This window comes from Pseudoalteromonas carrageenovora IAM 12662 (genome assembly GCF_900239935.1).
Lineage (GTDB): Bacteria > Pseudomonadota > Gammaproteobacteria > Enterobacterales > Alteromonadaceae > Pseudoalteromonas > Pseudoalteromonas carrageenovora.
Genome location: NZ_LT965928.1, coordinates 1936818 through 1961546 on the forward strand (window position 1 = coordinate 1936818; position 24729 = coordinate 1961546).

The window sequence follows — 24729 nt, forward strand, 5'->3', positions numbered from 1 at the left end:
TGTGATTATACCCAAACCAATCAGAAATGCGAGTTACAACAAGCACTCCCATAAACATAACCTGTAAACAGCAATTACAGAATAAACTTTACTCAATGTCGTTGATTTAATACCCAATAGTCCAATGTAATAAATAGTGGCTGCATTTTTTTGCTTTTTAAAGCAATGCTCGTCAAACTATGCAAAATTTTAGGAGACTGGTATGCAGCTAAATTACAAACAACAAGGGCAAGGCCCAGATGTTATTTTAATTCATGGCCTTTTTGGATCACTTGAAAACTTAAATGTGATCGCAAAACCGCTCGGTGAACATTTTAATGTAATAAATGTGGATTTACGCAACCATGGCCTTTCACCCCATAGTAACGAAATGAACTACCCTGCTATGTCGCAAGATATTTTAGAGCTAATGGATAGTCTAAATATTAATAAAGCACATGTAATCGGCCACTCAATGGGCGGTAAAGTTGCAATGCAATTAGCACTAACACAACCTGAACGTGTTAATAAGCTTGTAGTACTAGATATTGCGCCCGTAAGATACCCGGCTCGTCACACACAAATTTTAAAGGCGCTCAACGCCGTGGCTAATGAGAACATAAGTGATAGAAAGCAAGCAGATTCAATAATGGCACCTTATATTGATGAACAAGGCGTTCGCCAATTTTTACTTAAAAGCTTAGCTAAAAATGAAAGTGGCCAGTTTACTTGGCGATTTAACTTAAAGGTGCTTGACGAAAAATATTCGACAATTACCGCCAATGTTAATGAAAATAATTCTTGTTTGTGTGATACTCTTTTTATTAAAGGTAATGATTCTGACTATATTTTACCCGAGCATCGTAGTGCAATAATGGCACTATTTAAAAATACCAAAGCAAAAATCATTCATGGTGCAGGTCATTGGCTTCATGCACAAAAGCCACTTGCTGTTAATAAAGCAATAAGCGATTTTTTAACTGCGGTTTAAAGTGATTTTTATCGCGTGTTTTTGATGCAGCGTACTAAATAATTGTAGATTTATATGCTATAGTACGCGCCGTTTAATTTAAAGGTTATACGTTGATGGTCAGTCAGTTAATTAACGAATTTGATACCCTAGGGTTGTATTTTGGCTTAGCCGGTATTTTCATATTCATCGGCATGGCAATTAAAGACGTACTAAAAAGTGGTAATGTGCCTAAGTTTGGACAATATATTGTTTGGGCTGTGCTCTTTTTAGGGTGTTCTGGCTTTATTGCAAAAGGCCTTATTCAAGTATTTTGGCAAGGCGCAGGTGTAGGTTAAGCATGGCGAAGTCAGAAACAGATAGAACAACACTCGATTTATTTGAATACGAAAAACGCCCAGGCAGACCTAAAACTAATCCCCTTTCTAGGGATATGCAGTTAAAGGTTAATAAACGTAATCAAATAAAAAGAGATAAAGCACGTGGTTTAAAGCGTGTTGAATTTAAAGTTTCATCACAGTTATATCAGGCACTTAGTGATATGGCAGATGCACAAAATATTAGCCGCAGTGCGTTGATCGAAACGATTTTACAAGAAAGATTGGCTATTGATACATAAAAGGTTGTAAATCCATGGCAAGTGTAGGCATTTTTTTCGGAAGTGATACAGGTAACACAGAACACGTAGCAAAAATGATCCAAAAAGAATTGGGTAAAAAACTTGTTGCTGTTCACGATATTGCAAAAAGCTCTAAAGAAGAGATTGCTGAATTCGATTTGATCTTATTCGGTATTCCTACTTGGTACTACGGCGAAGCACAATGTGATTGGGATGATTTTTTCCCAGAGCTTGAAGAAGTTGATTTTGAAGGCAAGCTAGTTGCTATTTTTGGTTGTGGTGATCAAGAAGATTACGCAGAGTACTTTTTAGATGCAATGGGCATGATCAACGATATCGTTACTGAACGTGGCGCAATTGTTGTAGGTCATTGGCCAACTAAAGGCTATGACTTTGAAGCATCTAAAGGAATGGCGGATGACAATCACTTTGTAGGTTTGGGCATTGATGAAGATCGCCAACCTGAACTAACTGAAGAACGTGTTAAAGCCTGGTCTGCGCAAGTCTTTGAAGAAATGTGTTTAAGCGAATTAGCTGACTAGTTTCTCCCCTCTTTACGCTAGCTGTTTAAATAATTATCAAACAGTTAGCGTTTTAAGACTAAATTACAATTATGATCAATTGTTCTTTGCACTTAACTCCTAGGCACGTTATTCTTACTGTTGCTAATGTGTCGTGTACATCTTTGCAAGATGTCTAGTATAACCAAATAAAATTGAGACAGATTTAATGACTGATCACAACTTGGAACTTAAAAAAGCCGGTTTAAAAGTAACTTTACCGCGTATTAAAATTTTAGAGATTTTACAATCTCCAGATAACCAACACATCAGCGCTGAAGATGTTTACAAAATTCTATTAGACCTTGGTGAAGAAATTGGCCTAGCGACAGTTTACCGTGTACTTAACCAATTTGATGACGCTGGCATTGTAAGCCGTCATCACTTTGAAGGTGGTAAATCAGTATTTGAACTTTCAGGCAGTACTCACCACGACCACTTAGTATGTTTAAAGTGTGGCAAGGTTGTTGAGTTTGAAGATGACATGATTGAACGTCGTCAGCTTGAGATTGCTGAAGAAAATGGTATTACACTTACTAATCATTCTTTATATTTATACGGCGAGTGTAACGATAAAGCAGCATGTAAAGCATTTAGTGATGCCAACAGTTAATACCGCTTTTTAAAGTAAAAAACCTGCTAATTGCAGGTTTTTTTGTGTCTAAATATTGTGGCTCAATAAACGATTAACTAAGTTAACTATTCTGAGAGTAGGAAGCCATATCAATAACAAAGCAAAAAATTCGTTATTCACTTGTTTTATAACAGAACTTTAAACACAGTTAGCGTCAGGTTTGACCCCTCAAATTTTTTAATTTATTGCAAATTAGTATTATGCCCAATATGTTATTGGGCATAATAACACTAGTTATTACTGAGTTTTAGACCATGAGTCACGAAGACCCACAGTTTGATTAAATACAACATTATCTGATTTTGAATCGCGAGAAAAATACCCTGTTCGCTCAAATTGAAAGCCCTGCTCTGCTTGTGAATTAGCAAGTGAAGGCTCAAGTTTAGCATTGTGTAAAACAACTAATGATTCAGGGTTTAATGTAGTTTCAAACTCATCAGCGGCAGCTGGGTTTGGTACATTAAATAAACGGTCATACAAGCGTACTTCAGCGGTAATAGACTCTGGTGCAGAAACCCAATGAATAACACCTTTCACTTTACGACCATCACTAGGGTTTTTGCCTAGTGTTTCGTTATCGTAGGTACAGTAAATAGTGGTTATTTCACCGTTTTCATCTTTTTCTACACGCTCTGCTTTAATAACATAAGCGCCACGTAAACGTACCTCTTTATCAAGCACTAAGCGTTTAAACTTGTTATTTGCTTGCTCTTTAAAGTCTTCTCGTTCGATGTAAATTTCGCGCGTGAATGGTACATCACGTCGACCCATTTCTTCTTTATTAGGGTGATTAGCCACTGATAAAGTTTCAATTGTATTTTCATCGTAGTTTTCGATAACCACTTTAACGGGATCTAATACTGCCATTGCACGAGGTGCATTTTCGTTTAGGTCTTCACGAATACAGGCTTCAAGCATACCCATTTCAACCATGTTTTCTTGTTTTGTTACACCAATACGTAAACAAAACTCACGAATAGAACCAGGCGTATAACCACGGCGACGTAAACCCGCTATGGTAGGCATGCGAGGATCGTCCCAGCCTTCAACAAACTTATTAACAACTAAGTCATTTAGCTTACGCTTAGACATAATTGTATATTCTAGATTTAAACGAGAAAACTCAATTTGCTGTGGATGACATTCAAGGCTAATATTATCAAGCACCCAATCGTATAAACGACGGTTATCTTGAAATTCTAGTGTACAAAGTGAATGTGTAATACCTTCAAGCGCATCAGATATACAATGTGTAAAATCGTACATAGGGTAAATGCACCACTTATCGCCCGTTTGGTGATGATGCGCAAAGCGTACACGGTAAATAATTGGATCGCGCAGCACCATAAATGAGCTGGCCATATCAATTTTAGCTCGCAGAACACATTCACCTTCTTTGAATTCACCAGCGCGCATTTTTTCAAATAGTGCTAGGTTTTCTTCAATTGAAGTATCTCGGTACGGGCTATTTTTACCAGGCTCTTTTAACGTACCACGGTATTCACGTGCTTGATCTGCTGTTAAAAAACAAACGTACGCTAAACCTTTTTCAATAAGTTCTACAGCATAACCATATAAAGTATCAAAGTAATTCGATGAATACTTTATGTCGCCACTCCAGTTAAAACCTAACCATTTAACATCTTCTTTTATAGAGTTAACATAGTTAATATCTTCTTTTTCTGGGTTTGTATCGTCAAAACGTAGATTACATAAACCGTCGTAATCTTTTGCGATACCAAAATTTAAACAAATTGATTTTGCATGGCCAATGTGTAAAAAGCCATTTGGTTCAGGTGGAAAACGAGTATGCGTTGTCGCATGCTTTCCACTTGCTAAATCTTCATCAATTCGGGTTCTAATAAAGTTACTTGGGCGATTCTCAATTTCCGCCATAGGAGTGCAATCCTCTGAATATTCGTGATAACAAAACTAATGCATTATTACAAAAACAAACACTAACATACAGCACTAGATGCGGGTTTATTCTAGAAATTGCTCAACTTTAATTCTTATTAAGTCTTGTTTATAGATAAAATTTGTTTTAGCGCAATATTTAAGTCATCAAATGATTTTATAGTACGCGTAACCCCGAATAAAAAGGACTCTAAGATGGCAAACTCTACACAACACCGTGTTTATATCCCTACAAATGCTCGTGCAAATCATTATTTATTAGCAGAGCTAACACCCAATGAAGATTTCTATAAAAGCTTTAGCAATATTGATTGCTGTTATGAGCGCATAGCACGCCAGCTTTTTGCTTGTTGTGATGAATATGAATTACACAATGTGCATTTATTAGCTAACGATAAACTTCCTGTTGCACGCTTTCATGATGAGTCTTATCAATTAGAAACACAAAAGCAAATGCTGTTTTTTTATAACCCACTCTATCACGAAGCGCATAAGGTCTATTACGCTAAAGGCGTGAAAAGTAAAAAAATACGATTATTATTTTTAGCAACCGGCGATGATTTAAGAGCAAACTCAGCTCATTTTCATAATAAGGTGCTTAAAGTTCTAAATCATTTGCAAGGACATTTATTTTTAAACCAACCTCAATTTAAATTACGCGATCACCAACATTTAACATACGACTTATTTGCTAAAGAAAAAGGTAATAAAGAAAGTTACGGATACAAATTAAGAAGTCTTTACCCTCGCTACCAGTCTAGGCATTGTAATATTCCAGATACTCACGCTGAAATGACCTACGTAACATTTTCTATTCCCGTTTCACGCGCTATTAAAACCCAGTTTCAAGCGTTAATAAATAATAATGACTATGCTAAATTTTATGATTATTTTGAAGATTCATTTAAGAAAGCGTGTATTACAAATAAATTGAGTCACGGCGCTATGGTGGCCAATGGTGCACTGCCCATAGTTCGTAATAGCAAAATAGATAAAAATGAGAGCAATTGTGAAATACAAAAACTAAGCTTTAATACACAAGACAATCAATTGGATTTGAAAAGCTTTTACCAAAGCGATAAGTTAGTCGAAACACTACATTTTGTTATTGTTGCAACAGATAAAGATAAACATGAGATAGGCTATGGGCGTTTTATGAATCAAGTAGAAAAAACAATACACACAATGTCCTCTGAGCTATCTATAAATAAAGAGCGACAAGATTTATCTGTGCGGTTTTTTCAGCATATTAGTTACCCTTACTAATTTTTAGTCAATAACAAAAAGGCTCGCAAATGCGAGCCTTTTTAAAGATTAAACTAACTGAATTACCAGCCTGTTTTTTCTTTAAGTGCTTTACCGATATCAGCAAGTGAACGTACAGTTTGTACGCCAGCAGCTTCTAGTGCAGCAAATTTCTCATCAGCAGTACCTTTACCACCTGCAATGATTGCGCCAGCGTGACCCATGCGCTTACCTTCTGGTGCAGTAACACCAGCAATGTAAGATACAACAGGTTTAGTTACGTTAGCTTTGATGTACTCTGCAGCTTCTTCTTCTGCAGTACCACCAATTTCACCAATCATTACGATTGCTTCAGTTTGTGGATCTTTTTCGAACATTTCTAGAACGTCGATAAAGTTAGTACCTGGGATTGGATCACCACCAATACCAACACACGTAGACTGACCAAAACCAGCATCTGTAGTTTGCTTAACAGCTTCGTACGTTAAAGTACCAGAGCGAGAAACAATACCTACTTTACCAGGCTTGTGGATGTGACCAGGCATGATACCAATCTTAGTCTCACCAGGAGTGATAACACCTGGACAGTTAGGACCGATCATACGAGTACCTGTTTGATCTAGTTTAACTTTAACGTCAACCATATCAAGTGTAGGGATACCTTCAGTGATACAAACAATTAGCTCGATGCCAGCATCGATAGCTTCTAAGATTGCATCTTTACAGAAAGGTGCTGGTACGTAAATAACTGAAGCAGTTGCGCCAGTTTCTTGTACTGCATCACGTACTGTGTTGAATACAGGAAGACCAAGGTGCGTTTGACCGCCTTTACCTGGGCTAACACCACCAACCATTTGTGTACCGTACTCAAGCGCTTGCTCTGAGTGGAAAGTACCTTGGCCACCAGTGAAACCCTGACAGATAACTTTTGTATCTTTATTGATTAATACAGACATTATTTGCCCTCCGCAGCAGCAACAACTTTTTCAGCAGCGTCTGTTAATGATTCAGCAGCGATGATGTCTAAGTCAGAGCTCTTAAGAACTTCACGACCTAATTCAGCATTAGTACCTTCTAAACGTACAACTACAGGTACATTTACGCCAACTTCTTTAACTGCGCCAATGATACCTTCAGCAATCATGTCACAACGTACGATACCGCCAAAGATGTTAACTAAAACAGCTTTAACATTGTCGTCAGAAAGGATGATTTTGAATGCTTCAGAAACACGTTCTTTAGTCGCGCCGCCACCAACATCTAGGAAGTTAGCTGGCTTGCCGCCGTGTAGGTTTACGATGTCCATAGTACCCATCGCTAAGCCTGCACCGTTAACCATACAACCTACGTTACCATCTAATGCTACGTAGTTAAGCTCAAAGCTTGCTGCATGTGCTTCACGTGCATCTTCTTGAGATGGATCGTGGAACTCACGGATTTTTGGTTGACGGTAAAGTGCATTACCATCGATACCGATTTTGCCGTCAAGACAGTGAAGGTTACCTTCGTCTGTGATTACTAACGGGTTGATTTCAAGAAGTGCGAAATCGAAATCGTTAAACATTTTACCAAGACCCATGAAGATCTTAACGAACTGTTTCATTTGTGTTGGGTTAAGACCCAATTTGAAACCAAGTTCACGTGCTTGGTAAGCTTGAGGACCAACTAATGGATCGATCTCAGCTTTGTGGATAAGTTCTGGTGTTTCTTCAGCAACAGTCTCAATTTCAACACCGCCTTCAGTAGACGCCATGAAAACAACTTTGCGAGAAGCACGGTCAACTACTGCACCTAGGTACAGTTCGTTTGCGATATCTGTACAGCTTTCAACTAAAATTTTAGCTACTGGCTGACCATTTTCGTCTGTTTGGTAAGTAACTAGGTTTTTACCTAACCAGTTAGCTGCAAACGCTTTTACTTCGTCGATAGTTTTAACTAGCTTTACACCGCCAGCTTTACCACGTCCACCTGCGTGAACCTGAGTTTTAACAACCCACATATCACCGCCGATTTTCTCAGCAGCTGCAGCAGCTTCTTCAGGTGTATCGCAAGCGAAACCTTGAGAAACTGGTAAACCATATTCGGCAAAAAGTTGTTTTGCCTGATACTCATGCAAATTCATGATGCTTTATCCAATTTTTTATACTAAAAGAGCTGAATATTTATTCAATAAACAACTATCCCAAATTGCGCACCTAGTATAGATCCCAAGGCTTAACATGAAAACCCCAGTAAGACCAAAGGCGCAAAAAAAAAGCTGTGAATTGTGGTTCACAGCTTACATTTCATACTACTTGATTAAACATCCAGTAATAAGCGAGTTGGATCTTCAAGTAACTCTTTAATAGTTACTAAGAAACCAACAGATTCTTTACCATCTATTTGGCGATGATCGTAAGAAAGTGCCAAATACATCATAGGAAGAATTTCAACTTTACCATTTACTGCCATTGGACGGTCTTGGATTTTGTGCATTCCCAAAATTGAAGACTGTGGCAAGTTAATGATAGGCGTAGATAGTAACGAACCGAATACACCACCGTTTGTAATAGTGAAGTTACCACCCGTCATATCGTCAAGCGTTAGCTTACCGTCACGACCTTTAAGTGCTAGTTCACGAATACCTTTTTCAATTTCAGCAACTGATAGCTTATCGCAATCTTTAAGTACTGGTGTTACTAAACCACGAGGCGTAGAAACAGCAATGCTGATGTCAAAGTAGTTATGGTAGACGATATCGTCGCCATCAATTGATGCATTTACATCAGGGAAACGTTTAAGTGCTTCTGTTACTGCTTTCACGTAGAAAGACATGAAGCCTAAGCGAATACCGTGACGCTTTTCGAATACTTCTTGGTACTGCTTACGAAGATCCATAATTGGCTTCATATTAACTTCGTTAAACGTAGTTAACATTGCAGTAGAGTTTTTAGCTTCAAGAAGACGGTTAGCAATCGTTTTACGTAAACGTGTCATAGGTACACGTTTTTGAGTACGATCGCCCATTGGTGCAGCTGGAGCCGCAGCCTCAGCTTTCTTAGCTGATGGTGCAGGTGCTTTTAAGAAAGTATCAACATCTTCTTTCGTTACACGACCATTTTTGCCAGTACCTTTGATTTTAGAAGCATCTAGGCCTTTTTCAGCAATTAAACGACGAACTGATGGAGTTAATACATCAGAGCTGTCACCAGAGTCAGCAGCAGGAGCCGCTTCTTCTTTAGCAGCAGGAGCAGCCGGTGCGCCGCCCGCTTTAACAGAACCGATTACTTGCTCACCAAGGACAGTATCGCCTTCAGCGTTGATGATCTCGCCCATAATGCCGTCTTCTTGAGCTACTACTTCAAGAACAACTTTATCAGTTTCAATATCTACTAAGTTTTGGTCGCGTGTAACTGCGTCACCTGGTTGTACATGCCATGTAGCAACTGTTGCGTCTGCAACTGATTCTGGAAGTACAGGTACTTTAATATCCACTTCTTTACCTTCTGATGCTGGTGCTGATTGCGCCGCTGGCGCGTCTTCTGATTTAGCTGGTGCAGATTCTTTGTCAGAGTCATCACTTGCTGGTGCTGCATCAGCATCACCAAGTAAACCGATAACTTGATCGCCAAGTACCGTTGCACCTTCCTCTTGTGAAATTTCAGTGATCACACCGTCATTTGGTGCAACTACTTCTAAAACCACTTTATCTGTTTCAATGTCTACTAAGTTTTGGTCACGGCTTACTTTGTCGCCAACACTTACATGCCATGTAGCAACGGTAGCATCTGCAACCGACTCAGGAAGAACAGGAACTTTAATTTCTGTGCTCATTGCTTATCCTTTATTTTCTATAGTAAGCGCGTCTGCAACGAGCGCTTGTTGTTCTTTAGTATGTACTGACATGTAACCACACGCTGGTGATGCTGAGGCTTTACGCCCTGCATATTTTAATTTAGCACCTTGTGGGATTGCATCAATAAAGTGATGTTGCGAACAATACCATGCACCTTGGTTTTGCGGCTCTTCTTGACACCAAACAAAATCAGTTACGTGTTGGTAACGCTCCATAATCGTTTGCATTTCGTCATGTGGGAACGGGTATAACTGTTCAACACGAACAATAGCAACATTGTCTTGCTCAAGTTTACGGCGTTCTTGTAAGAGCTCGTAATAAACTTTACCACTACAAAATACAACGCGTTCTACTTTTTCAGGGTTAATATCATCGATTTCGTCGATCATATTATGAAAAACACCCTGCGAAAGCTCTTCAAGCGATGAAGTCGCAAGAGGATGACGAAGCAATGACTTAGGTGTCATAACAATCAGTGGACGGCGAAGCGGTCTAACTGATTGACGACGTAACATCGCGTAAACTTGTGCTGGTGTAGAAGGAACACATACTTGCATATTATGATCCGCACATAGTTGTAAAAAGCGTTCAAGACGCGCAGAGCTATGCTCTGGGCCTTGGCCTTCGTAGCCATGTGGTAACAAAATTGTAAGACCACATAAACGGCCCCACTTTTGCTCACCAGAACTTAAGAATTGGTCAAATACAACCTGTGCACCGTTTGCGAAGTCACCAAATTGTGCTTCCCAAAGTACTAATGAAGTAGGCTCTGCTGTAGCATAACCGTATTCAAAAGCAACCACGGCTTCTTCAGAAAGTACTGAATCAAATACTTGGAAAGTACCTTGATCTTCACTCAAATGTTGAAGAGGTGTGTAAGTTGCGCCATCAGATTGACTGTGTACAACAGCATGACGGTGGAAGAACGTACCACGACCTGAATCCTGCCCTGTTAAACGAATATCAGTGCCTTCAGTTGCAATTGTTGCATAAGCAAGTGTTTCTGCCATACCCCAATCAAGTGGTTTCTCACCGTTTGCCATTAATTTACGATCATCGTAAATCTTTTTAACGCGAGATTGAGCTTTATATTGCTCTGGGTAAGAAGCTATTTTCTCACCCAGTGCTTTAAGCTCTTCTACTGGTACGCTAGCGTCATAATCAACATTCCATTCATGGCCTACATATTTAGCCCAATCAGAAGAATGTGATGTCTCTGGCTGAATTTCTTCAACTACACAGTTACCATCATCTAAACCATTACGGTAATCATCAGCCAGTGCTTTAATTTCACTTTCTGTGAATGAGCCTTCAGACATAAGCTGATCAGCATAGATTAAACGAGGCACTGGGTGTTTTTTGATTTTTTGATACATAAGAGGCTGTGTAGCATTTGGCTCATCAGCTTCGTTATGACCATGGCGACGGTAACAAACTAGATCAATTACTACGTCACGTTTAAACTGATTTCTGAAATCAAGTGCAATTTGTGTAACAAATGCAACTGCTTCAGGGTCATCAGAGTTCACGTGAAAAATAGGAGACTGAACCATTTTTGCAATGTCAGTACAGTAGTCTGTAGAGCGTACGTCATCTTGTTTTGATGTTGTAAAACCAACTTGGTTATTTACAACTATACGTATACTACCACCACAGCTAAATGCGTTTGTTTGAGACAGGTTAAATGTTTCTTGTACAACACCTTGACCCGTTACCGCAGAATCACCATGAATTGTGATTGGTAGTGCTTTAATACCTGAACTATCGCCTAAGCGGTCAAGACGTGCACGTACAGAGCCCATAACAACGGGGTTAACAATCTCAAGGTGAGATGGGTTAAATGCAAGCGCCATATGAACGTTGCCACCTTTGGTCGCAAAATCTGACGAGTAACCCATGTGGTATTTAACATCACCAGAGCTTAATGTATCTTTGTGTTTACCGGCAAATTCATCAAACAACTCTGATGGATTTTTACCAAGTACATTAACAAGTACATTTAGACGACCACGGTGAGCCATACCTATAACAGCTTCTTGCTGGCCGCTTTCACCTGCCCGGTGAATAAGCTCTTTGAGCATAGGAACTAACGCATCACCACCTTCCAGTGAAAAGCGCTTAGCACCCGGGAACTTAGCCCCTAAATATTTTTCAAGACCGTCAGCTGCTGTTAGTCCTTTAAGGATACGTAGCTTTTCATCTTTTTCGAATTTAGGCCTAGACTGAACAGATTCTAAACGCTGTTGTAACCAACGCTTTTCTTCTGTCGATGTGATGTGCATATACTCAGCACCAATAGAACCACAATATGTAGTTTTAAGCGCTTGGTATAGTTCACCTAAAGGCATAGTATCGCGGCCTACGGCAAACGAACCTACGTTAAACTCGCGGTCAAAATCACTTGAAGATAAGTCGTGGTACTCTAGCTCTAAATCTCGTACACGCTCTCGCTGCCAAATACCTAATGGATCTAGGTTTGCATTTTGGTGACCACGAAAACGGAAAGCATTAATAAGTTGAAGTACTTTAACCTGTTTAAGGTCAGAGCTACTTCCCTCTGCTACCACCACTTCTCTATGCTTGTTTTTAGCAAGCTGTGCAAATTGTGAGCGAACTTCTGAATGTTTTACTTCAACATCCACACCATCTACTTTAGGTAATTGTTCGAACACTTCTCGCCACTCTTCTGGCACAGAAGTCGCATCGTCTAAATACGCTTCATAAAGCTCTTCTACATAAGCAACGTTACCGCCGTTTAAATGTGAAGATTCTAGCCATGCCTTCATCACACCTTCGTGCATTTATAAGCCCTTTTCTTTAGCGCAGAAATTAATAGTTATCATAACAAGATGGCTAATAAAAATTATTAGCCATCTTACGTTTACTAAGTAATCAAACCGCTCGGTTTAATAACATAGATTTGATTTGTCCAATTGCTTTGGTCGGATTTAGACCCTTAGGACAAACGCTAACACAGTTCATGATACTGTGGCAACGGAACACACTGAACGCATCGTCTAAGTCAGCTAAACGTTCTTCAGTTGCCGTATCGCGGCTATCAGCCAAGAAGCGGTATGCGTGAAGAAGGCCTGCTGGACCGATGAACTTGTCTGGATTCCACCAGAACGAAGGACACGATGTTGAACAACATGCACATAATATACACTCATAAAGCCCATCTAATTTATCACGTTCTTCAATTGATTGAAGACGTTCGCCTGCAGCAGGCTCGTCATTAATTAGGTATGGTTTAACTTTTTCGTATTGAGTGTAGAACTGACTCATGTCAATAACAAGGTCACGAACCACTGGTAAGCCAGGAAGTGGACGTACTACTATTTTACCTTTACCGCCTTTTTGCAGTGTAGATAAAGGAGTGATACATGCAAGACCATTTTTACCATTCATGTTAACACCGTCAGATCCACACACACCTTCACGGCATGAGCGACGGAAAGATAATGTTGGATCTTGCTCTTTTAAAAGTAAAAGTGCATCCAAAACCATCATGTCCTGACCTTCCTCGGTTTGCAAGGTGTATTCTTGCATACGAGGTGCGTTATCAACATCTGGATTATAACGATAAACTGAAAACTGTACTTGTGCCATCGTCTATCTCCTAGTAAACACGTGCTTTAGGTGGGAAAGCTTCACGCGTTTTAGGCGCATAGTTTACATCACGTTTACTCATTTCATCCGTTACCGGATTAAATACTGAGTGACATAACCAGTTTTCGTCATCACGATCTGGGAAGTCAAAGCGCGAATGTGCACCACGGCTTTCTGTACGGAAGTTTGCAGCTACTGCAGTTGAGTAAGCTGTTTCCATTAAGTTGTCTAGTTCAAGACATTCGATACGTTGCGTGTTGAAGTCTGATGATTTGTCATCAAGACGAGCATGCTTAAGACGTTCACGAATTTCTTTAAGCTCAGTAAGACCTGTAGCCATTGAATCACCTTCACGGAATACCGAGAAGTTAAGCTGCATACATTGCTGTAAGTCTTTTTTGATTTGAACCGGATCTTCACCTTGGCCAGCCGTTGAACTTTCCCAACGGTTGAAACGAGCAAGAGATGCTTCTAAGTCAGACTCAGATGCTGCTTTAGTTATTTCAACATCATTTAAGTATTTACCTAGGAAGTTACCTGCAGCACGACCAAATACCACTAAATCAAGTAGTGAGTTACCACCTAAGCGGTTTGCACCGTGTACCGATACACATGCAATCTCACCAACAGCAAATAAACCTTCAACTACTTTTTCGTTGCCGTTAGCATCGATTTGTAGCGCTTGGCCATTTACGTTAGTAGGTACACCACCCATCATGTAGTGACATGTTGGTATAACTGGAATTGGTTCTTTAGCTGGGTCAACGTGAGCAAATGTTTTAGCAAGATCACATACACCAGGTAGACGCAGATTAAGCGTTTCTTCACCTAAGTGGTCAAGTTTAAGCTTAAGGTGTGGACCCCAAGGACCATCACAACCACGACCTTCACGGATTTCTGTCATCATTGAACGTGCTACAACATCGCGAGACGCTAAGTCTTTTGCGTTAGGAGCATAACGTTCCATGAAGCGTTCGCCATCTTTATTTAAAAGATAACCACCTTCGCCACGACAACCTTCAGTTACTAGCGTACCAGCCCCCGCAATACCCGTTGGGTGGAACTGCCACATTTCCATGTCTTGCATAGAAATACCAGCACGTGTTGCCATACCAACACCATCACCGGTGTTAATGTGAGCATTAGTCGTTGATGCAAATATACGACCTGCACCACCTGTTGCTAATACTACTGCTTTTGATTTGAAAAAAGTGATCTCACCTGTTTCAATCTCGATTGCAGTACAACCTACTACATCACCGTTATCGTTTTTAACTAAATCAAGTGCATACCATTCAGAGAATACATTTGTTTTATTTTTAACGTTTTGTTGATAAAGAAGGTGTAATAATGCGTGACCAGTACGGTCAGCTGCTGCTGCAGTACGAGCGGCTTGCTCGCCACCAAAGTTTTTCGATTGACCACCGAAAGGACGTTGGTAAACACGGCCATTTTCAAAACGAGAAAATGGTAAGCCCATGTTCTCTAATTCTGTAATAGCTTCTGGGCCAGTTTGACACATATATTCAATAGCGTCTTGGTCACCGATAAAATCGGAGCCCTTAACGGTATCGTACATATGCCATTCCCAGTTGTCTTCGTGTGAATTACCAAGCGCCACTGTAATACCGCCTTGGGCAGATACAGTATGTGAACGCGTTGGAAATACTTTAGAGATTAATGCACACGTTTTGCCAGATTCTGTAATTGCTAAAGCAGCGCGCATACCTGCACCACCGGCACCAATTACTACGGCGTCAAATTCACGAACAGAATATTTCACTTAAACACCCCATAAAACGATTAGACCAATAGCTACGTAAGCAAGTGACATAAGGTTTAAAACAAACCCTAATGCAGCACGAAGCTTTGCGCACTTAACATAGTCTGTAAGAACTTGCCAAAGGCCAATGTGGGTATGAACCATAATGCAAATAAGGGTAATTAACGTAAACCCTTTCATTGCTAGGTTAGAGAATAGGCCTGTCCAGGCTTCGAATGTGACTTCTGGCGTCGCTAAAAAATAGCCAATAATAAAAATCGCGTACGCAGTTATTATTAGTGCCGTGGTACGTAAAGATACGAAATCTTGTACACCATCACGTTTAAGAGTTGCTTGATTTAAGACCATATCCACACCCCTGCCAATACGGCAAATACAACGCCAAGTGCCATTGCAATTTTAGCGCTAAGGTTACCTGATTCAAGTTCTTCCCAATGACCCATATCCATAATGATGTGACGGATACCACCAATTAAGTGATAACCCAATACAGAAAGGGTGCCCCAAGCTATGAATTTGGCAATGAATCCGCTAAACAGACCCTTGACGAATTCAAAACCTTCAGCTGAAGAAAGAGACTCAGACCAAGCCCAAATGACAAACGTTAAAGCAAAAAATAATGCAACACCGGTGACGCGGTGAAAAATTGAAGCTTTAGCCGTTGCCGGCATAGATATAGTTGTTAGATCTAGATTTACAGGTCTTTGCTTTTTCACAGTTACTTGCCCATCTTTGCTCACAGTGGAGCTCATCTACTTGTTTTTCTAAAAACCCACCAAATATTACTGGTGGAACTATCAAAATAAACGCATCAAAACAGTTAAAGTTCACAAAGCTGTAAAAAATTAGCTGTAAAAATTTGTTTACCCAAAGTCAATACGGTTTAAAACCACCGTTAGTATATATACCCACAGGGCTTTTTACAATTCTTGTTTATTTATAGATGTTTGCGAATTAGCCAATAGTATTATATTTAATTAATACCGAATATTTATTATACATATATGCATAATGTTTATAAAAATTGACTTTAACCCCCTCTTTCACGTTAAAATGCGAAGATGTGCTTAAAACAGATTTCAGAACTTTAAAATCTAAAAATCAGAATAGATATCTTAATAGGAGATACATAGATGGCAGATAAAAAAGCCACAGTCCAGATTGATGGGCTAGATCCAATCGAACTTCCAATTTATCAAGGCACTGCTGGCCAAGATGTAATCGACGTACGTACACTCGGTTCACATGGTCACTTTACTTATGACCCAGGTTTCATGTCGACTGGTTCTTGTGAATCTGCAATCACCTACATCGATGGTGGTAAAGGTGTACTACTACACCGTGGTTACCCAATTGAGCAATTAGCTGAAGATTCAAACTACATTGAGCTTTGTTACTTACTATTAAATGGTGAGTTACCAACGCAAGAGCAATACGACGCTTTTGCTAAGCAAATTACTCGCAGCACAATGCTAGATGAGAAAATTGCTAACTTCTTCCAAGGTTTCCGCTTTGATGCTCACCCAATGGCAATGCTATGTGGTGTAGTTGGCGCACTATCTTCTTTTTATCATGAAGACCTTGATATTACTGACGCTGAACAACGTAAAACAAGCGCAATTAAGTTAGTAGCTAAGTTACCTACTATTGCAGCTATGGCTTATAAAACAAATATCGGCCAACCGTTTGTATACCCACGTAATGATTTAAGCTACGCAGAAAACTTCTTGCATATGATGTTCTCTGTACCTGCAGAAGAATATAAAGTTAACCCAGTAACTGCAAAAGCTATGGATAAAATCTTTATGCTTCATGCAGATCATGAACAAAATGCATCAACGTCTACAGTACGTCTTGCAGGTTCATCAGGTGCTAACCCATACGCATGTATTGCTGCTGGTATTGCTTCACTTTGGGGCCCTGCACACGGCGGCGCTAATGAAGCATGTTTAAACATGTTAGAAGAAATTGGCTCTGTTGATCGTATTGATGAGTACGTAGCAAAAGCTAAAGACAAAGCTGACCCGTTCCGCCTTATGGGCTTTGGTCACCGTGTTTACAAAAACTTTGATCCACGTGCTACAGTAATGCGCCAAACGTGTCATGAAGTTTTAGCTGAGCTTAACATTCAAGATCCACTTCTTGATATTGCAATGAAGCTTGAGCAAATAGCACTTGAAGACCCATACTTTGTTGAGAAAAAACTATACCCTAACGTAGATTTCTACTCAGGTATTATCTTAAAAGCGATTGGCATTCCAACAAGCATGTTCACTGTAATCTTTGCAATGGCACGTACTGTTGGTTGGATCACTCACTGGGATGAGATGTTATCTCAGCCTGGTCACAAGATCAGCCGCCCTCGTCAAATGTACACGGGTTACACTCAACGTGACTTCGTACCTACTGATAAGCGCTAATTAGCGTGCATTAGCATAAAAGGCCGCTTTTGCGGCCTTTTTTATTATCAATACTTGAGTATTATAATAAACCCATTACAATTCCTGCCTTAAAATGACCATGTTGAAGAGCTATGCCTGCTTTAGAATTTAATATTAATAAGATTAGAAATGATTTCCCTACTTTAAAGCAGTCAATAAATGATAATCAGCTTGTTTATTTAGACTCTGCAGCAACCACGCAGAAGCCCCAATCAGTCATAGACGTAATAAACGAGTTTTATACCAGTCAAAATGCAAACGTACATCGTGGACGCCATACATTAAGCGAACACGCAACAACTTTATACGAACAAGCTCGTGATAAAACAGCAAAGTATTTCAATGTATTAAGTAAAGAAATCGTTTGGACTAAGGGAGCCACTGAAGCAATAAATTTGGTTAGTAATGGTCTGCGAAACCGTCTTAGTAAAAACGATACTATTATCATCTCTGCCCTTGAACACCACGCCAATATTGTGCCGTGGCAAGTTCTTAGTGAGCAAACAGGGGCTAAATTAATAGCCCTTCCAGTTAATCATGATGGTACATTAAATATTAAGCAATGCTGTGATTTTATTAAACAGTCTAAACCTAGCTTACTAACGATCACACAAGCATCTAACACGCTTGGTAATATCACCAATTTAGAGCCTCTTATTACGGCTGCAAAGAACGTTGATTCACTTGTTTTAATAGACGGTGCCCAAGGTGCAATGCATCTAAAGCCTGATTTGCGTAAATTAAATTGTGATTTTTACGTTTGCTCAAGCCATAAAATGCTTGGCCCTACAGGTTTAGGTGTACTTTATGGGCAGTATGAAGCGCTAAACTCATTAGATGTATATCAAACTGGTGGGGAGATGATAGATAAAGTATACCTTACCCATAGTACTTATCGCCCGGCACCTGCAAAATTTGAGACTGGTACTCCTAATATTTCTGGCGTAATGGGTTTTTCTGCCGCTTTGGATTATTTAAACGCTATACAAAGCTCTGAGTTACACAGGTATGAACAAGAATTATTTAAGTATGCGGCTGAACAACTGGTAACCATTGAAGGTATTACAATTTACAGCAACCTATCTGACAATATTGGTACGCTATCTTTTAATTTTAAAGATGAACATCCTTACGATTTGGCAACATTACTTGACGGTTATGGGGTTGCAGTGAGAGCTGGACACCATTGCACTCAGCCACTTATGGCTCATTTAGGACTTAATGGAACGCTAAGAGCCAGTTTTTGTTTTTATAATACCTATGAAGATGTTGATATATTCATCAATTCGCTTAAAGAATGTATCGCTTTATTAGATTAAACGTCACTTTTATAGAATTAATTAGGATAACTCATGACAAATACGTTTAAAAAAGTCACCGAATCTATAGAAAAAGCCTCTGCCTGGCAGCAAAAGTACCGTGAAATAATGCTATTAGGTAAAACTTTACCCGCATTACCTGATGTATTGAAAACAGAGGATGCATTAGTACCCGGCTGTGAAAGCAAGGTGTGGATGTTCGTTGAGTTTGATTTAAAAGAAAATACGTTAGTTGTTATTGGCGACTCAGATACACGCATTGTAAAAGGCTTATTAGCGATTATTCTAGCGTTATATAATGGACTCACACCTGAGCAAGTAGTGAATATAAATGCGTACGAAGAATTTGATAAATTAGGTCTTATTAGCCACTTAAGTGCATCGCGTGGTAATGGGATAAAAGCCATGGTTGATAAAATTCAAACCATGGCGCAAAAAAAAATAAGCTAAGTAAGTTTATATCAATCCGCAATAACACTTAATCATTTTACCAGGCTAAACGTGTCACTGCCTGCGTTAAAAAACTCTCATATACGACTGCATAGATGCAGAAGGTAGAGCAATGCAGGAGCGATTGCCGAGAACAACCAAATAGCGAATTTTTTCCCAGCTATCAACACGTTTTTTAACCTCAAAATAGCTCACTTAACTAAGCGGATTGGTATTAAGCCTGCAAACGCTGCTTTTTATCTAAGTATTTTCGGATAGCTTTAGCTGCTACAAAAAAACCAAAACTCCCTGTAATCATAGTTACAGAGCCAAAACCATTATTACAATCCATATTCATACTGCCATCTGCACTTTGCTTTGCATGGCAAACACTACCATCGCTTCCAGGATAGACTAGCTGCTCTGTAGAATAAACACAATCAACATTGAATTTGCGTTTTGGGTTGGTACTAAAGTTATATTGCTTACGTAATATGTAACGTACTTTAGCTAATAGTGGGTCTTGCGTAGTTTTTGCTACATCACCAAAAGTAATTTGGCTAGGATCTGTTTGCCCGCCTGCCCCACCCGTTGTAATAATAGGTAGTTTATTACGCTTACAGTGAGCAATTAAAGCGGCTTTTTCTTTCACTGCATCTATACAGTCAATCACATAGTCAAAACCTTGAATGTGCTCTTGAATATTATCAAGAGTAATGAAGTCATCAATTACGTTAATTTCACACTCAGGATTAATCAGTTCGCAGCGAGTTTTCATCGCATCTACTTTAGCTTGACCTACAGTCCCGCTAAGTGCGTGAATTTGTCTGTTTATATTAGTTGCGCAAATATCATCTAAATCGATAAGTGTGATTTTAGCGATACCTGTACGCGCTAAAGCTTCAGCGGTCCAACTTCCTACTCCACCTATGCCAATAACGCAAAAGTGGGCCTCTTGTAACCAATCAAATTGCTGGTTACCATATAAACGTTTAATACCGCCAAAACGGATATCAGTTACTTTTTCACTCATTTACCAATCCAATTGCCATGGCGACTGCCAAGCCTTAAAATCTTGATGTTTATTTAATATTTTGTATTCATCCCCTTCGTCGGGGAATAAAGTAAATTGCATACACTCACTTTTCCATTCAAAACTCAATGCAAATGCGTGTAAATAAGTACGCGGAGCAGTTGAACCCGCATAAAGTGTGTCTCCTAATATGGGAGCACTTAAACTTTTCAATGCCACTCTAAGCTGGTGTGTTTTACCTGTATATGGCTTTAAAATATAAGCTCTATAACCAGCTTTATAGCTTAAAGAATAAAAACGTGTAATGGCAGGGTTTACTTTACTAGTAAGAAGTTTAAACATACCACGACGAGATTTAGCCATATCTCCTTTTATCCAACCTTGCTTTTTTTTAGGCTTAGCATCGCTAACAGCAAGATAATATTTATCAACAGCGTGGTTTGTAAACAAAGCTGTAAACTTAGCCGCAGATGTTTTATTTCGCGCTAAAATAATGAGTCCAGATGTGACTTTATCAAGGCGATGAACAGCAAATAACTTTTCGCCCGTTTGCTGCTCAGCGAGTACAACGAGGCCAGGGCCATCTTCAGAATGAAAATTTAGCCCTGCTGGCTTTTCGAATATATAAAAGTCGCTATGTGTAAAAATAATATTCAAGGGTGTGTACAAAAGGTCATTCACGCATTGCTACTTTTTAAATAGGCTATTACTTTTTCTAAATCCTCAGGCGTATCGACGCCTGCATGTGGCGTAACATGAGCTTGCTCTATTTTTATATTAAAACCATGGTATAAAACACGTAACTGCTCAAGTGACTCTAAAACCTCTAAAGGAGAGGTGCTCAATTCAATATATTGCTTAATAAACCCAGCCCTGTAAGCGTAAATACCCACATGGCGCTGAAAAGGGGCTAAATGAAGCTCACTACCTTTTGTCATCATTGCATTTCTATCAAACGGAATGCTCGCTCGTGAAAAGTACAATGCATTTTTATTTATGTCACTGACCACTTTAACCGCATTTGGGTTAAACACTTCATCTTGCTCTTCAATAGCAACACTAAGCGTGGCCATTGGTGCTCTTGAATCATTTAAAAGTGAAGCCACTTGAGATACATTTTCTGGCGCTAGCAATGGTTCATCACCTTGAACATTAACTACAATCGTATCGCTATTAAGTTTTAATGAATCAACAACTTCAGCTAAACGCTCAGTACCCGATTGATGATCTTCACGAGTCATTACAACATCACGCGTAAAACGACTGACTTCATCAAATACTTTTTGATGATCGGTTGCTATAACAACTTTGCTCGCACCCGATAAGCAGGCTTTTTCATATACATGTTGCACCATAGGCTTACCGCATATGTCAGCAAGAGGCTTACCTGGTAAGCGTGTAGATGCATAACGAGCAGGTATTATAACTACGAATTCCACTTTTCAATCTCTTCTAAAGATAACTCACGGGCTTCATTTTCAAGTAATACTGGAATATCGTCTTGTACAGGATAAGCAAGTTTAGCTGCTGTGCTAATTAACTCATTATTATCTTTATCAAAACGTAATTTTCCCTTACATACTGGGCAAGCAATTATTTCAAGTAACTTTGTATCAAAGGCCATTTAGTATTCCTTTTTCTTTTAATAATAAATTTAATTTGTCTATAACAATATCTGTAGGCTTTGCATCGACTGGTAAATAATACCAGTTAGCTTTAGCAAAAGAGCGGCACTTTACCGCATCCTTTTCAGTCATTACTATGCTCTGCTCACCAAATTGCTCAAAATCATCAGCACTGTAAGCATAATGGTCTCTAAAGTGATGGGTTGATAATAACTTTATACCCAGTGCTTTAAGAGAGTTTTCAAATCGTTGTGGATTACCAATTGCACTGACTGCATGTGCTTGGGTTATTTTAGTTTTAGTTTCACCACCCGAATTAACTGAGCAAAGAGCACTCGTTTGCAATTGATAGCTATTGTTTGCATCACCCCCGTTTTCAATAACAATATCTACGCTATTTAAACGCTTTGTTGTTTCACGTAGCGGCCCCGCTGGCATCAATAAGCCATTACCAAAGCGGCGCTGACTATCAACAATGCAACATTCAATAGTACGCGGCATTTTGTAATGCTGCATTCCATCATCTGAGATGATGACATCGAGCTTATACTTTTCTTCTAATAGGGCAATGTTTTGCTGACGATCTGGTCCTACAGAAATCGGACATTTTAAACGATGATATAAAAGTATGGGCTCATCGCCAGCTTGAAGCGTAGTTATGTTATCAGTTACTAGTAACGGGTAACTATCAGATTGCCCTCCATAACCTCTGCTTATAATACCAACCGATAAACCTTGCTTAGTTAAATGCTCATACAGCCATAACACAAATGGGGTTTTACCATTCCCACCTACGCTAATATTCCCAACAACAATAATGGGGGTTTTACATGCAAAACCACTTAATAAATTATAACTGTATAAAATTGTGCGAATTGACGAAATGAGCCAAAACAAAGCACTTAATGGTAATAACAAAAACGTGATTAGACCAAATGGTTTAAACCAACTTTGTTCTATTTTACTCACGCCTGATCACCAAACTGCATTTTACATAATGCTGAGTAAGTGCCGTCATTAGCAAGTAAGGTATTATGGTCACCACTTTCGATAACACGACCATTATCAATTACATAAATACGGTCACTGTTTTCAATAGTAGAAAGCCTGTGTGCTATTACAATAGACGTTTTATCTTTCATTAATGTATCAAGCGCATGCTGAATTAATTTTTCAGATTCTGTATCTAGTGCAGATGTAGCTTCATCTAAAATTAAAATTGGCGCATCTTTTAAAATTGCGCGAGCTATAGCTATTCGCTGGCGTTGACCACCAGAAAGCATTACACCGTTTTCACCCACCATTGTATTAAGCTGCTCTGGTAAATCTTTTACAAACTCCCAAACATGGGCTTGTTTAACTACTTGATCTAATTCTTTATCAGATACATTTCGTTGAATACCGTAACAAATGTTATTTGCAATCGTGTCGTTAAACAGCACCACCTGCTGTGATACTAAAGCAAATTGGCGGCGTAAATCTGTTAATTTATAATCTTGTAGAGGAATACCATCAAGCAAAATTTCACTTGGTAGCTGTAAATCATAATAGCGGGGTAACAAGTTTGAAATAGTTGATTTACCAGACCCTGAGCGACCAACTAACGCTATATTTTCACCAGCTTTAATTGTTAAAGATAAATCGTTTAAAACGGCTTCATCTTTAGTTGGGTACTTGAAAGTTACACTCTTAACTTCAATTAAACCTTTAACTTTATCGACTGAAACGGTGCCGGTATCTTTTTCAATGTCTTCATCTAACACTAAAAAAATACTTTGCGCGGCAGAAATACCACGCTGCATATCACTATTAACGTTAGCAAGTTGTTTAAGTGGGCGAAGTAACATCATCATAGATGCAATAAGCGCCATAAAATCACCAGACGTAATAGTATCAATCATTGATGGTAGCGATACGGCCCATAAAATAACGGCCATAGCACTTGCTGCTAAAATTTGAATAATTGATACGCTTAACGCTTTTGTCGCATCCATTTTAATTCGCTGCTGGCGGTTATGGTTATTGATCTTTGAAAAGTGCTTTACTTCTTGGTCTTGCCCGCCAAATCCATGAATCACTTTATGGCCGCTAAGCATTTGCTCAGAACTACGGGTAACCTGCCCCATAGCGGATTGAATATTTTTAGATATGTGGCGAAAGCGTTTAGATACTACAGCAACTATTACCGCTACAAGTGGAATGATGACTAAAAATATTAGTGAAAGCTTCCAACTGGTATAAAACATTACACCCAGTAAAAAGACTACAAAAGCCCCTTCGCGTACAACTATAAGTAACGCTTTAGTAATTGCTTGCTGAACTTGTTCTGTGTCAAAAGTGATTTTTGAAATTAAATCACCGGTTGAGTTTTTATCGTGAAAGGACACAGGTAAATGGAGTATGTGCTCAAATAACTGTTGGCGCAAAGAGCGAACTACTTGTGAACCTACATAGCTTAAACAATAAGAAGACATAAAGTTGAAAATACCACGCCCTAATACTAACGCTATTACTACAAAAGGTGCGTACTTTAAAACTTCTGTATTACGTTGATTTAAGCCTTGATCAATAAACGGCTTCATTAATTGAATAAATAAAGCGTCCATTGCTGAATATCCAATCATGCCTATAATTGCGACGATAGCGACAGTCTTGTAATCGCCAACGTAAGAAATCAAACGTTTATATATTTGTGTAGTACTTTGATCCATAACACTCTCTAAATACAGTA

The 24729-nt window shown here is 39.1% G+C and carries 24 protein-coding genes; 9 read left to right on the forward strand and 15 right to left on the reverse strand.

Annotated elements, in window-relative coordinates; genetic code table 11:
• Window positions 1-202: 202 nt before the first annotated feature.
• The 5 genes from ALFOR1_RS08775 (at window position 203) to fur (ending at window position 2741) form a co-directional block, all read left to right on the forward strand.
• Window positions 203-970, forward strand: coding sequence for an alpha/beta fold hydrolase (locus tag ALFOR1_RS08775; protein WP_104642727.1), 768 nt, complete (start codon window positions 203-205; stop codon window positions 968-970).
• Window positions 971-1065: 95 nt separating this feature from the next.
• A complete protein-coding gene (locus ALFOR1_RS08780; RefSeq protein ID WP_104642728.1) occupies window positions 1066-1287 on the forward strand; it encodes a DUF2788 domain-containing protein in 222 nt (73 codons plus the stop codon).
• A gap of 2 nt (window positions 1288-1289) precedes the next feature.
• Window positions 1290-1568 carry a LexA regulated protein gene (gene ybfE / locus ALFOR1_RS08785; protein ID WP_002962928.1) on the forward strand — a complete coding sequence of 93 codons (279 nt, stop codon included), beginning with the start codon at window positions 1290-1292 and terminating at the stop codon, window positions 1566-1568.
• A gap of 14 nt (window positions 1569-1582) precedes the next feature.
• Window positions 1583-2110 carry a flavodoxin FldA gene (fldA, locus tag ALFOR1_RS08790; RefSeq protein WP_058550125.1) on the forward strand — a complete coding sequence of 176 codons (528 nt, stop codon included), beginning with the start codon at window positions 1583-1585 and terminating at the stop codon, window positions 2108-2110.
• A gap of 187 nt (window positions 2111-2297) precedes the next feature.
• On the forward strand, window positions 2298-2741 hold the full coding sequence (gene fur / locus ALFOR1_RS08795) for a ferric iron uptake transcriptional regulator (RefSeq protein WP_058550126.1): 444 nt from the start codon (window positions 2298-2300) through the stop codon (window positions 2739-2741).
• A 258-nt stretch (window positions 2742-2999) separates the two neighbouring features.
• Here the strand turns inward: fur and glnS are convergent, their stop codons facing one another.
• Entirely contained in the window at window positions 3000-4658 is a 1659-nt protein-coding gene (glnS, locus tag ALFOR1_RS08800) for a glutamine--tRNA ligase (RefSeq protein ID WP_058550127.1), read from the reverse strand.
• Between the two features lie 216 nt (window positions 4659-4874).
• Between glnS and ALFOR1_RS08805 the strand changes: the two genes are divergently transcribed.
• On the forward strand, window positions 4875-5945 hold the full coding sequence (locus tag ALFOR1_RS08805) for a DUF3083 family protein (protein WP_104642729.1): 1071 nt from the start codon (window positions 4875-4877) through the stop codon (window positions 5943-5945).
• A 62-nt stretch (window positions 5946-6007) separates the two neighbouring features.
• Here the strand turns inward: ALFOR1_RS08805 and sucD are convergent, their stop codons facing one another.
• The 8 genes from sucD to sdhC form a co-directional block, all read right to left on the reverse strand.
• Window positions 6008-6880, reverse strand: coding sequence for a succinate--CoA ligase subunit alpha (sucD, locus tag ALFOR1_RS08810; protein ID WP_008127375.1), 873 nt, complete (start codon window positions 6878-6880; stop codon window positions 6008-6010).
• On the reverse strand, window positions 6880-8046 hold the full coding sequence (sucC, locus tag ALFOR1_RS08815; protein ID WP_006794719.1) for an ADP-forming succinate--CoA ligase subunit beta: 1167 nt from the start codon (window positions 8044-8046) through the stop codon (window positions 6880-6882). The genes sucD and sucC overlap by 1 nt, the downstream gene beginning before the upstream one ends.
• Window positions 8047-8222: 176 nt before the next feature.
• Window positions 8223-9737: a 2-oxoglutarate dehydrogenase complex dihydrolipoyllysine-residue succinyltransferase gene (odhB, locus tag ALFOR1_RS08820; protein WP_104642730.1), complete on the reverse strand. Its 1515-nt coding sequence runs from the start codon at window positions 9735-9737 to the stop codon at window positions 8223-8225.
• Between the two features lie 3 nt (window positions 9738-9740).
• A complete protein-coding gene (gene sucA / locus ALFOR1_RS08825) occupies window positions 9741-12560 on the reverse strand; it encodes a 2-oxoglutarate dehydrogenase E1 component (RefSeq protein WP_104642731.1) in 2820 nt (939 codons plus the stop codon).
• Between the two features lie 91 nt (window positions 12561-12651).
• Window positions 12652-13368 carry a succinate dehydrogenase iron-sulfur subunit gene (locus ALFOR1_RS08830; protein WP_058550131.1) on the reverse strand — a complete coding sequence of 239 codons (717 nt, stop codon included), beginning with the start codon at window positions 13366-13368 and terminating at the stop codon, window positions 12652-12654.
• Window positions 13369-13378: 10 nt separating this feature from the next.
• Window positions 13379-15151: a succinate dehydrogenase flavoprotein subunit gene (gene sdhA, locus ALFOR1_RS08835; RefSeq protein WP_058550132.1), complete on the reverse strand. Its 1773-nt coding sequence runs from the start codon at window positions 15149-15151 to the stop codon at window positions 13379-13381.
• Entirely contained in the window at window positions 15152-15499 is a 348-nt protein-coding gene (gene sdhD / locus ALFOR1_RS08840; RefSeq protein WP_058550133.1) for a succinate dehydrogenase, hydrophobic membrane anchor protein, read from the reverse strand.
• Window positions 15490-15867, reverse strand: coding sequence for a succinate dehydrogenase, cytochrome b556 subunit (sdhC, locus tag ALFOR1_RS08845; RefSeq protein ID WP_084554498.1), 378 nt, complete (start codon window positions 15865-15867; stop codon window positions 15490-15492). Before sdhC ends, sdhD begins: the two co-directional genes overlap by 10 nt.
• 417 nt (window positions 15868-16284) lie before the next feature.
• Here sdhC and ALFOR1_RS08850 point away from each other — a divergent pair, with 417 nt between their 5' ends.
• The 3 genes from ALFOR1_RS08850 to ALFOR1_RS08860 all read left to right on the forward strand — a co-directional run bounded on the left by ALFOR1_RS08850 (window position 16285) and on the right by ALFOR1_RS08860 (window position 19361).
• Window positions 16285-17571 carry a citrate synthase gene (locus ALFOR1_RS08850; RefSeq protein WP_104642732.1) on the forward strand — a complete coding sequence of 429 codons (1287 nt, stop codon included), beginning with the start codon at window positions 16285-16287 and terminating at the stop codon, window positions 17569-17571.
• 113 nt (window positions 17572-17684) lie between these two features.
• Window positions 17685-18911, forward strand: coding sequence for a SufS family cysteine desulfurase (locus tag ALFOR1_RS08855; protein ID WP_104642733.1), 1227 nt, complete (start codon window positions 17685-17687; stop codon window positions 18909-18911).
• A gap of 33 nt (window positions 18912-18944) precedes the next feature.
• Window positions 18945-19361 carry a SufE family protein gene (locus ALFOR1_RS08860; protein WP_104642734.1) on the forward strand — a complete coding sequence of 139 codons (417 nt, stop codon included), beginning with the start codon at window positions 18945-18947 and terminating at the stop codon, window positions 19359-19361.
• A 214-nt stretch (window positions 19362-19575) separates the two neighbouring features.
• Here the strand turns inward: ALFOR1_RS08860 and tcdA are convergent, their stop codons facing one another.
• The 6 genes from tcdA to msbA are packed head-to-tail and all read right to left on the reverse strand — an operon-like array spanning window position 19576 to window position 24709.
• Window positions 19576-20373: a tRNA cyclic N6-threonylcarbamoyladenosine(37) synthase TcdA gene (gene tcdA, locus ALFOR1_RS08865; protein WP_104642735.1), complete on the reverse strand. Its 798-nt coding sequence runs from the start codon at window positions 20371-20373 to the stop codon at window positions 19576-19578.
• Window positions 20374-21054 carry a TIGR01621 family pseudouridine synthase gene (locus tag ALFOR1_RS08870; protein WP_058550139.1) on the reverse strand — a complete coding sequence of 227 codons (681 nt, stop codon included), beginning with the start codon at window positions 21052-21054 and terminating at the stop codon, window positions 20374-20376.
• Window positions 21051-21812: a 3-deoxy-manno-octulosonate cytidylyltransferase gene (gene kdsB / locus ALFOR1_RS08875; protein ID WP_058550140.1), complete on the reverse strand. Its 762-nt coding sequence runs from the start codon at window positions 21810-21812 to the stop codon at window positions 21051-21053. The genes ALFOR1_RS08870 and kdsB overlap by 4 nt, the downstream gene beginning before the upstream one ends.
• Window positions 21800-21997: a Trm112 family protein gene (locus ALFOR1_RS08880; RefSeq protein WP_058550141.1), complete on the reverse strand. Its 198-nt coding sequence runs from the start codon at window positions 21995-21997 to the stop codon at window positions 21800-21802. Before ALFOR1_RS08880 ends, kdsB begins: the two co-directional genes overlap by 13 nt.
• Window positions 21987-22967, reverse strand: coding sequence for a tetraacyldisaccharide 4'-kinase (gene lpxK / locus ALFOR1_RS08885; RefSeq protein ID WP_104642736.1), 981 nt, complete (start codon window positions 22965-22967; stop codon window positions 21987-21989). Before lpxK ends, ALFOR1_RS08880 begins: the two co-directional genes overlap by 11 nt.
• Complete coding sequence (gene msbA, locus ALFOR1_RS08890; protein ID WP_104642737.1) at window positions 22964-24709, reverse strand: lipid A export permease/ATP-binding protein MsbA; 1746 nt, start codon at window positions 24707-24709, stop codon at window positions 22964-22966. The genes lpxK and msbA overlap by 4 nt, the downstream gene beginning before the upstream one ends.
• Between the last annotated feature and the right edge of the window lie 20 nt (window positions 24710-24729).

Bases quoted from the DNA above. Each gene is read 5' to 3' on its own strand.
- ALFOR1_RS08775 (WP_104642727.1), top strand. From the start codon at position 203: ATGCAGCTAAATTACAAACAACAAGGGCAAGGCCCAGATGTTATTTTA.
- ALFOR1_RS08780 (WP_104642728.1), top strand. From the start codon at position 1,066: ATGGTCAGTCAGTTAATTAACGAATTTGATACCCTAGGGTTGTATTTT.
- ybfE (WP_002962928.1), top strand. From the start codon at position 1,290: ATGGCGAAGTCAGAAACAGATAGAACAACACTCGATTTATTTGAATAC.
- fldA (WP_058550125.1), top strand. From the start codon at position 1,583: ATGGCAAGTGTAGGCATTTTTTTCGGAAGTGATACAGGTAACACAGAA.
- fur (WP_058550126.1), top strand. From the start codon at position 2,298: ATGACTGATCACAACTTGGAACTTAAAAAAGCCGGTTTAAAAGTAACT.
- glnS (WP_058550127.1), bottom strand. From the start codon at position 4,658: ATGGCGGAAATTGAGAATCGCCCAAGTAACTTTATTAGAACCCGAATT.
- ALFOR1_RS08805 (WP_104642729.1), top strand. From the start codon at position 4,875: ATGGCAAACTCTACACAACACCGTGTTTATATCCCTACAAATGCTCGT.
- sucD (WP_008127375.1), bottom strand. From the start codon at position 6,880: ATGTCTGTATTAATCAATAAAGATACAAAAGTTATCTGTCAGGGTTTC.
- sucC (WP_006794719.1), bottom strand. From the start codon at position 8,046: ATGAATTTGCATGAGTATCAGGCAAAACAACTTTTTGCCGAATATGGT.
- odhB (WP_104642730.1), bottom strand. From the start codon at position 9,737: ATGAGCACAGAAATTAAAGTTCCTGTTCTTCCTGAGTCGGTTGCAGAT.
- sucA (WP_104642731.1), bottom strand. From the start codon at position 12,560: ATGCACGAAGGTGTGATGAAGGCATGGCTAGAATCTTCACATTTAAAC.
- ALFOR1_RS08830 (WP_058550131.1), bottom strand. From the start codon at position 13,368: ATGGCACAAGTACAGTTTTCAGTTTATCGTTATAATCCAGATGTTGAT.
- sdhD (WP_058550133.1), bottom strand. From the start codon at position 15,499: ATGGTCTTAAATCAAGCAACTCTTAAACGTGATGGTGTACAAGATTTC.
- ALFOR1_RS08850 (WP_104642732.1), top strand. From the start codon at position 16,285: ATGGCAGATAAAAAAGCCACAGTCCAGATTGATGGGCTAGATCCAATC.
- ALFOR1_RS08855 (WP_104642733.1), top strand. From the start codon at position 17,685: ATGCCTGCTTTAGAATTTAATATTAATAAGATTAGAAATGATTTCCCT.
- ALFOR1_RS08860 (WP_104642734.1), top strand. From the start codon at position 18,945: ATGACAAATACGTTTAAAAAAGTCACCGAATCTATAGAAAAAGCCTCT.
- tcdA (WP_104642735.1), bottom strand. From the start codon at position 20,373: ATGAGTGAAAAAGTAACTGATATCCGTTTTGGCGGTATTAAACGTTTA.
- ALFOR1_RS08880 (WP_058550141.1), bottom strand. From the start codon at position 21,997: ATGGCCTTTGATACAAAGTTACTTGAAATAATTGCTTGCCCAGTATGT.
- msbA (WP_104642737.1), bottom strand. From the start codon at position 24,709: ATGGATCAAAGTACTACACAAATATATAAACGTTTGATTTCTTACGTT.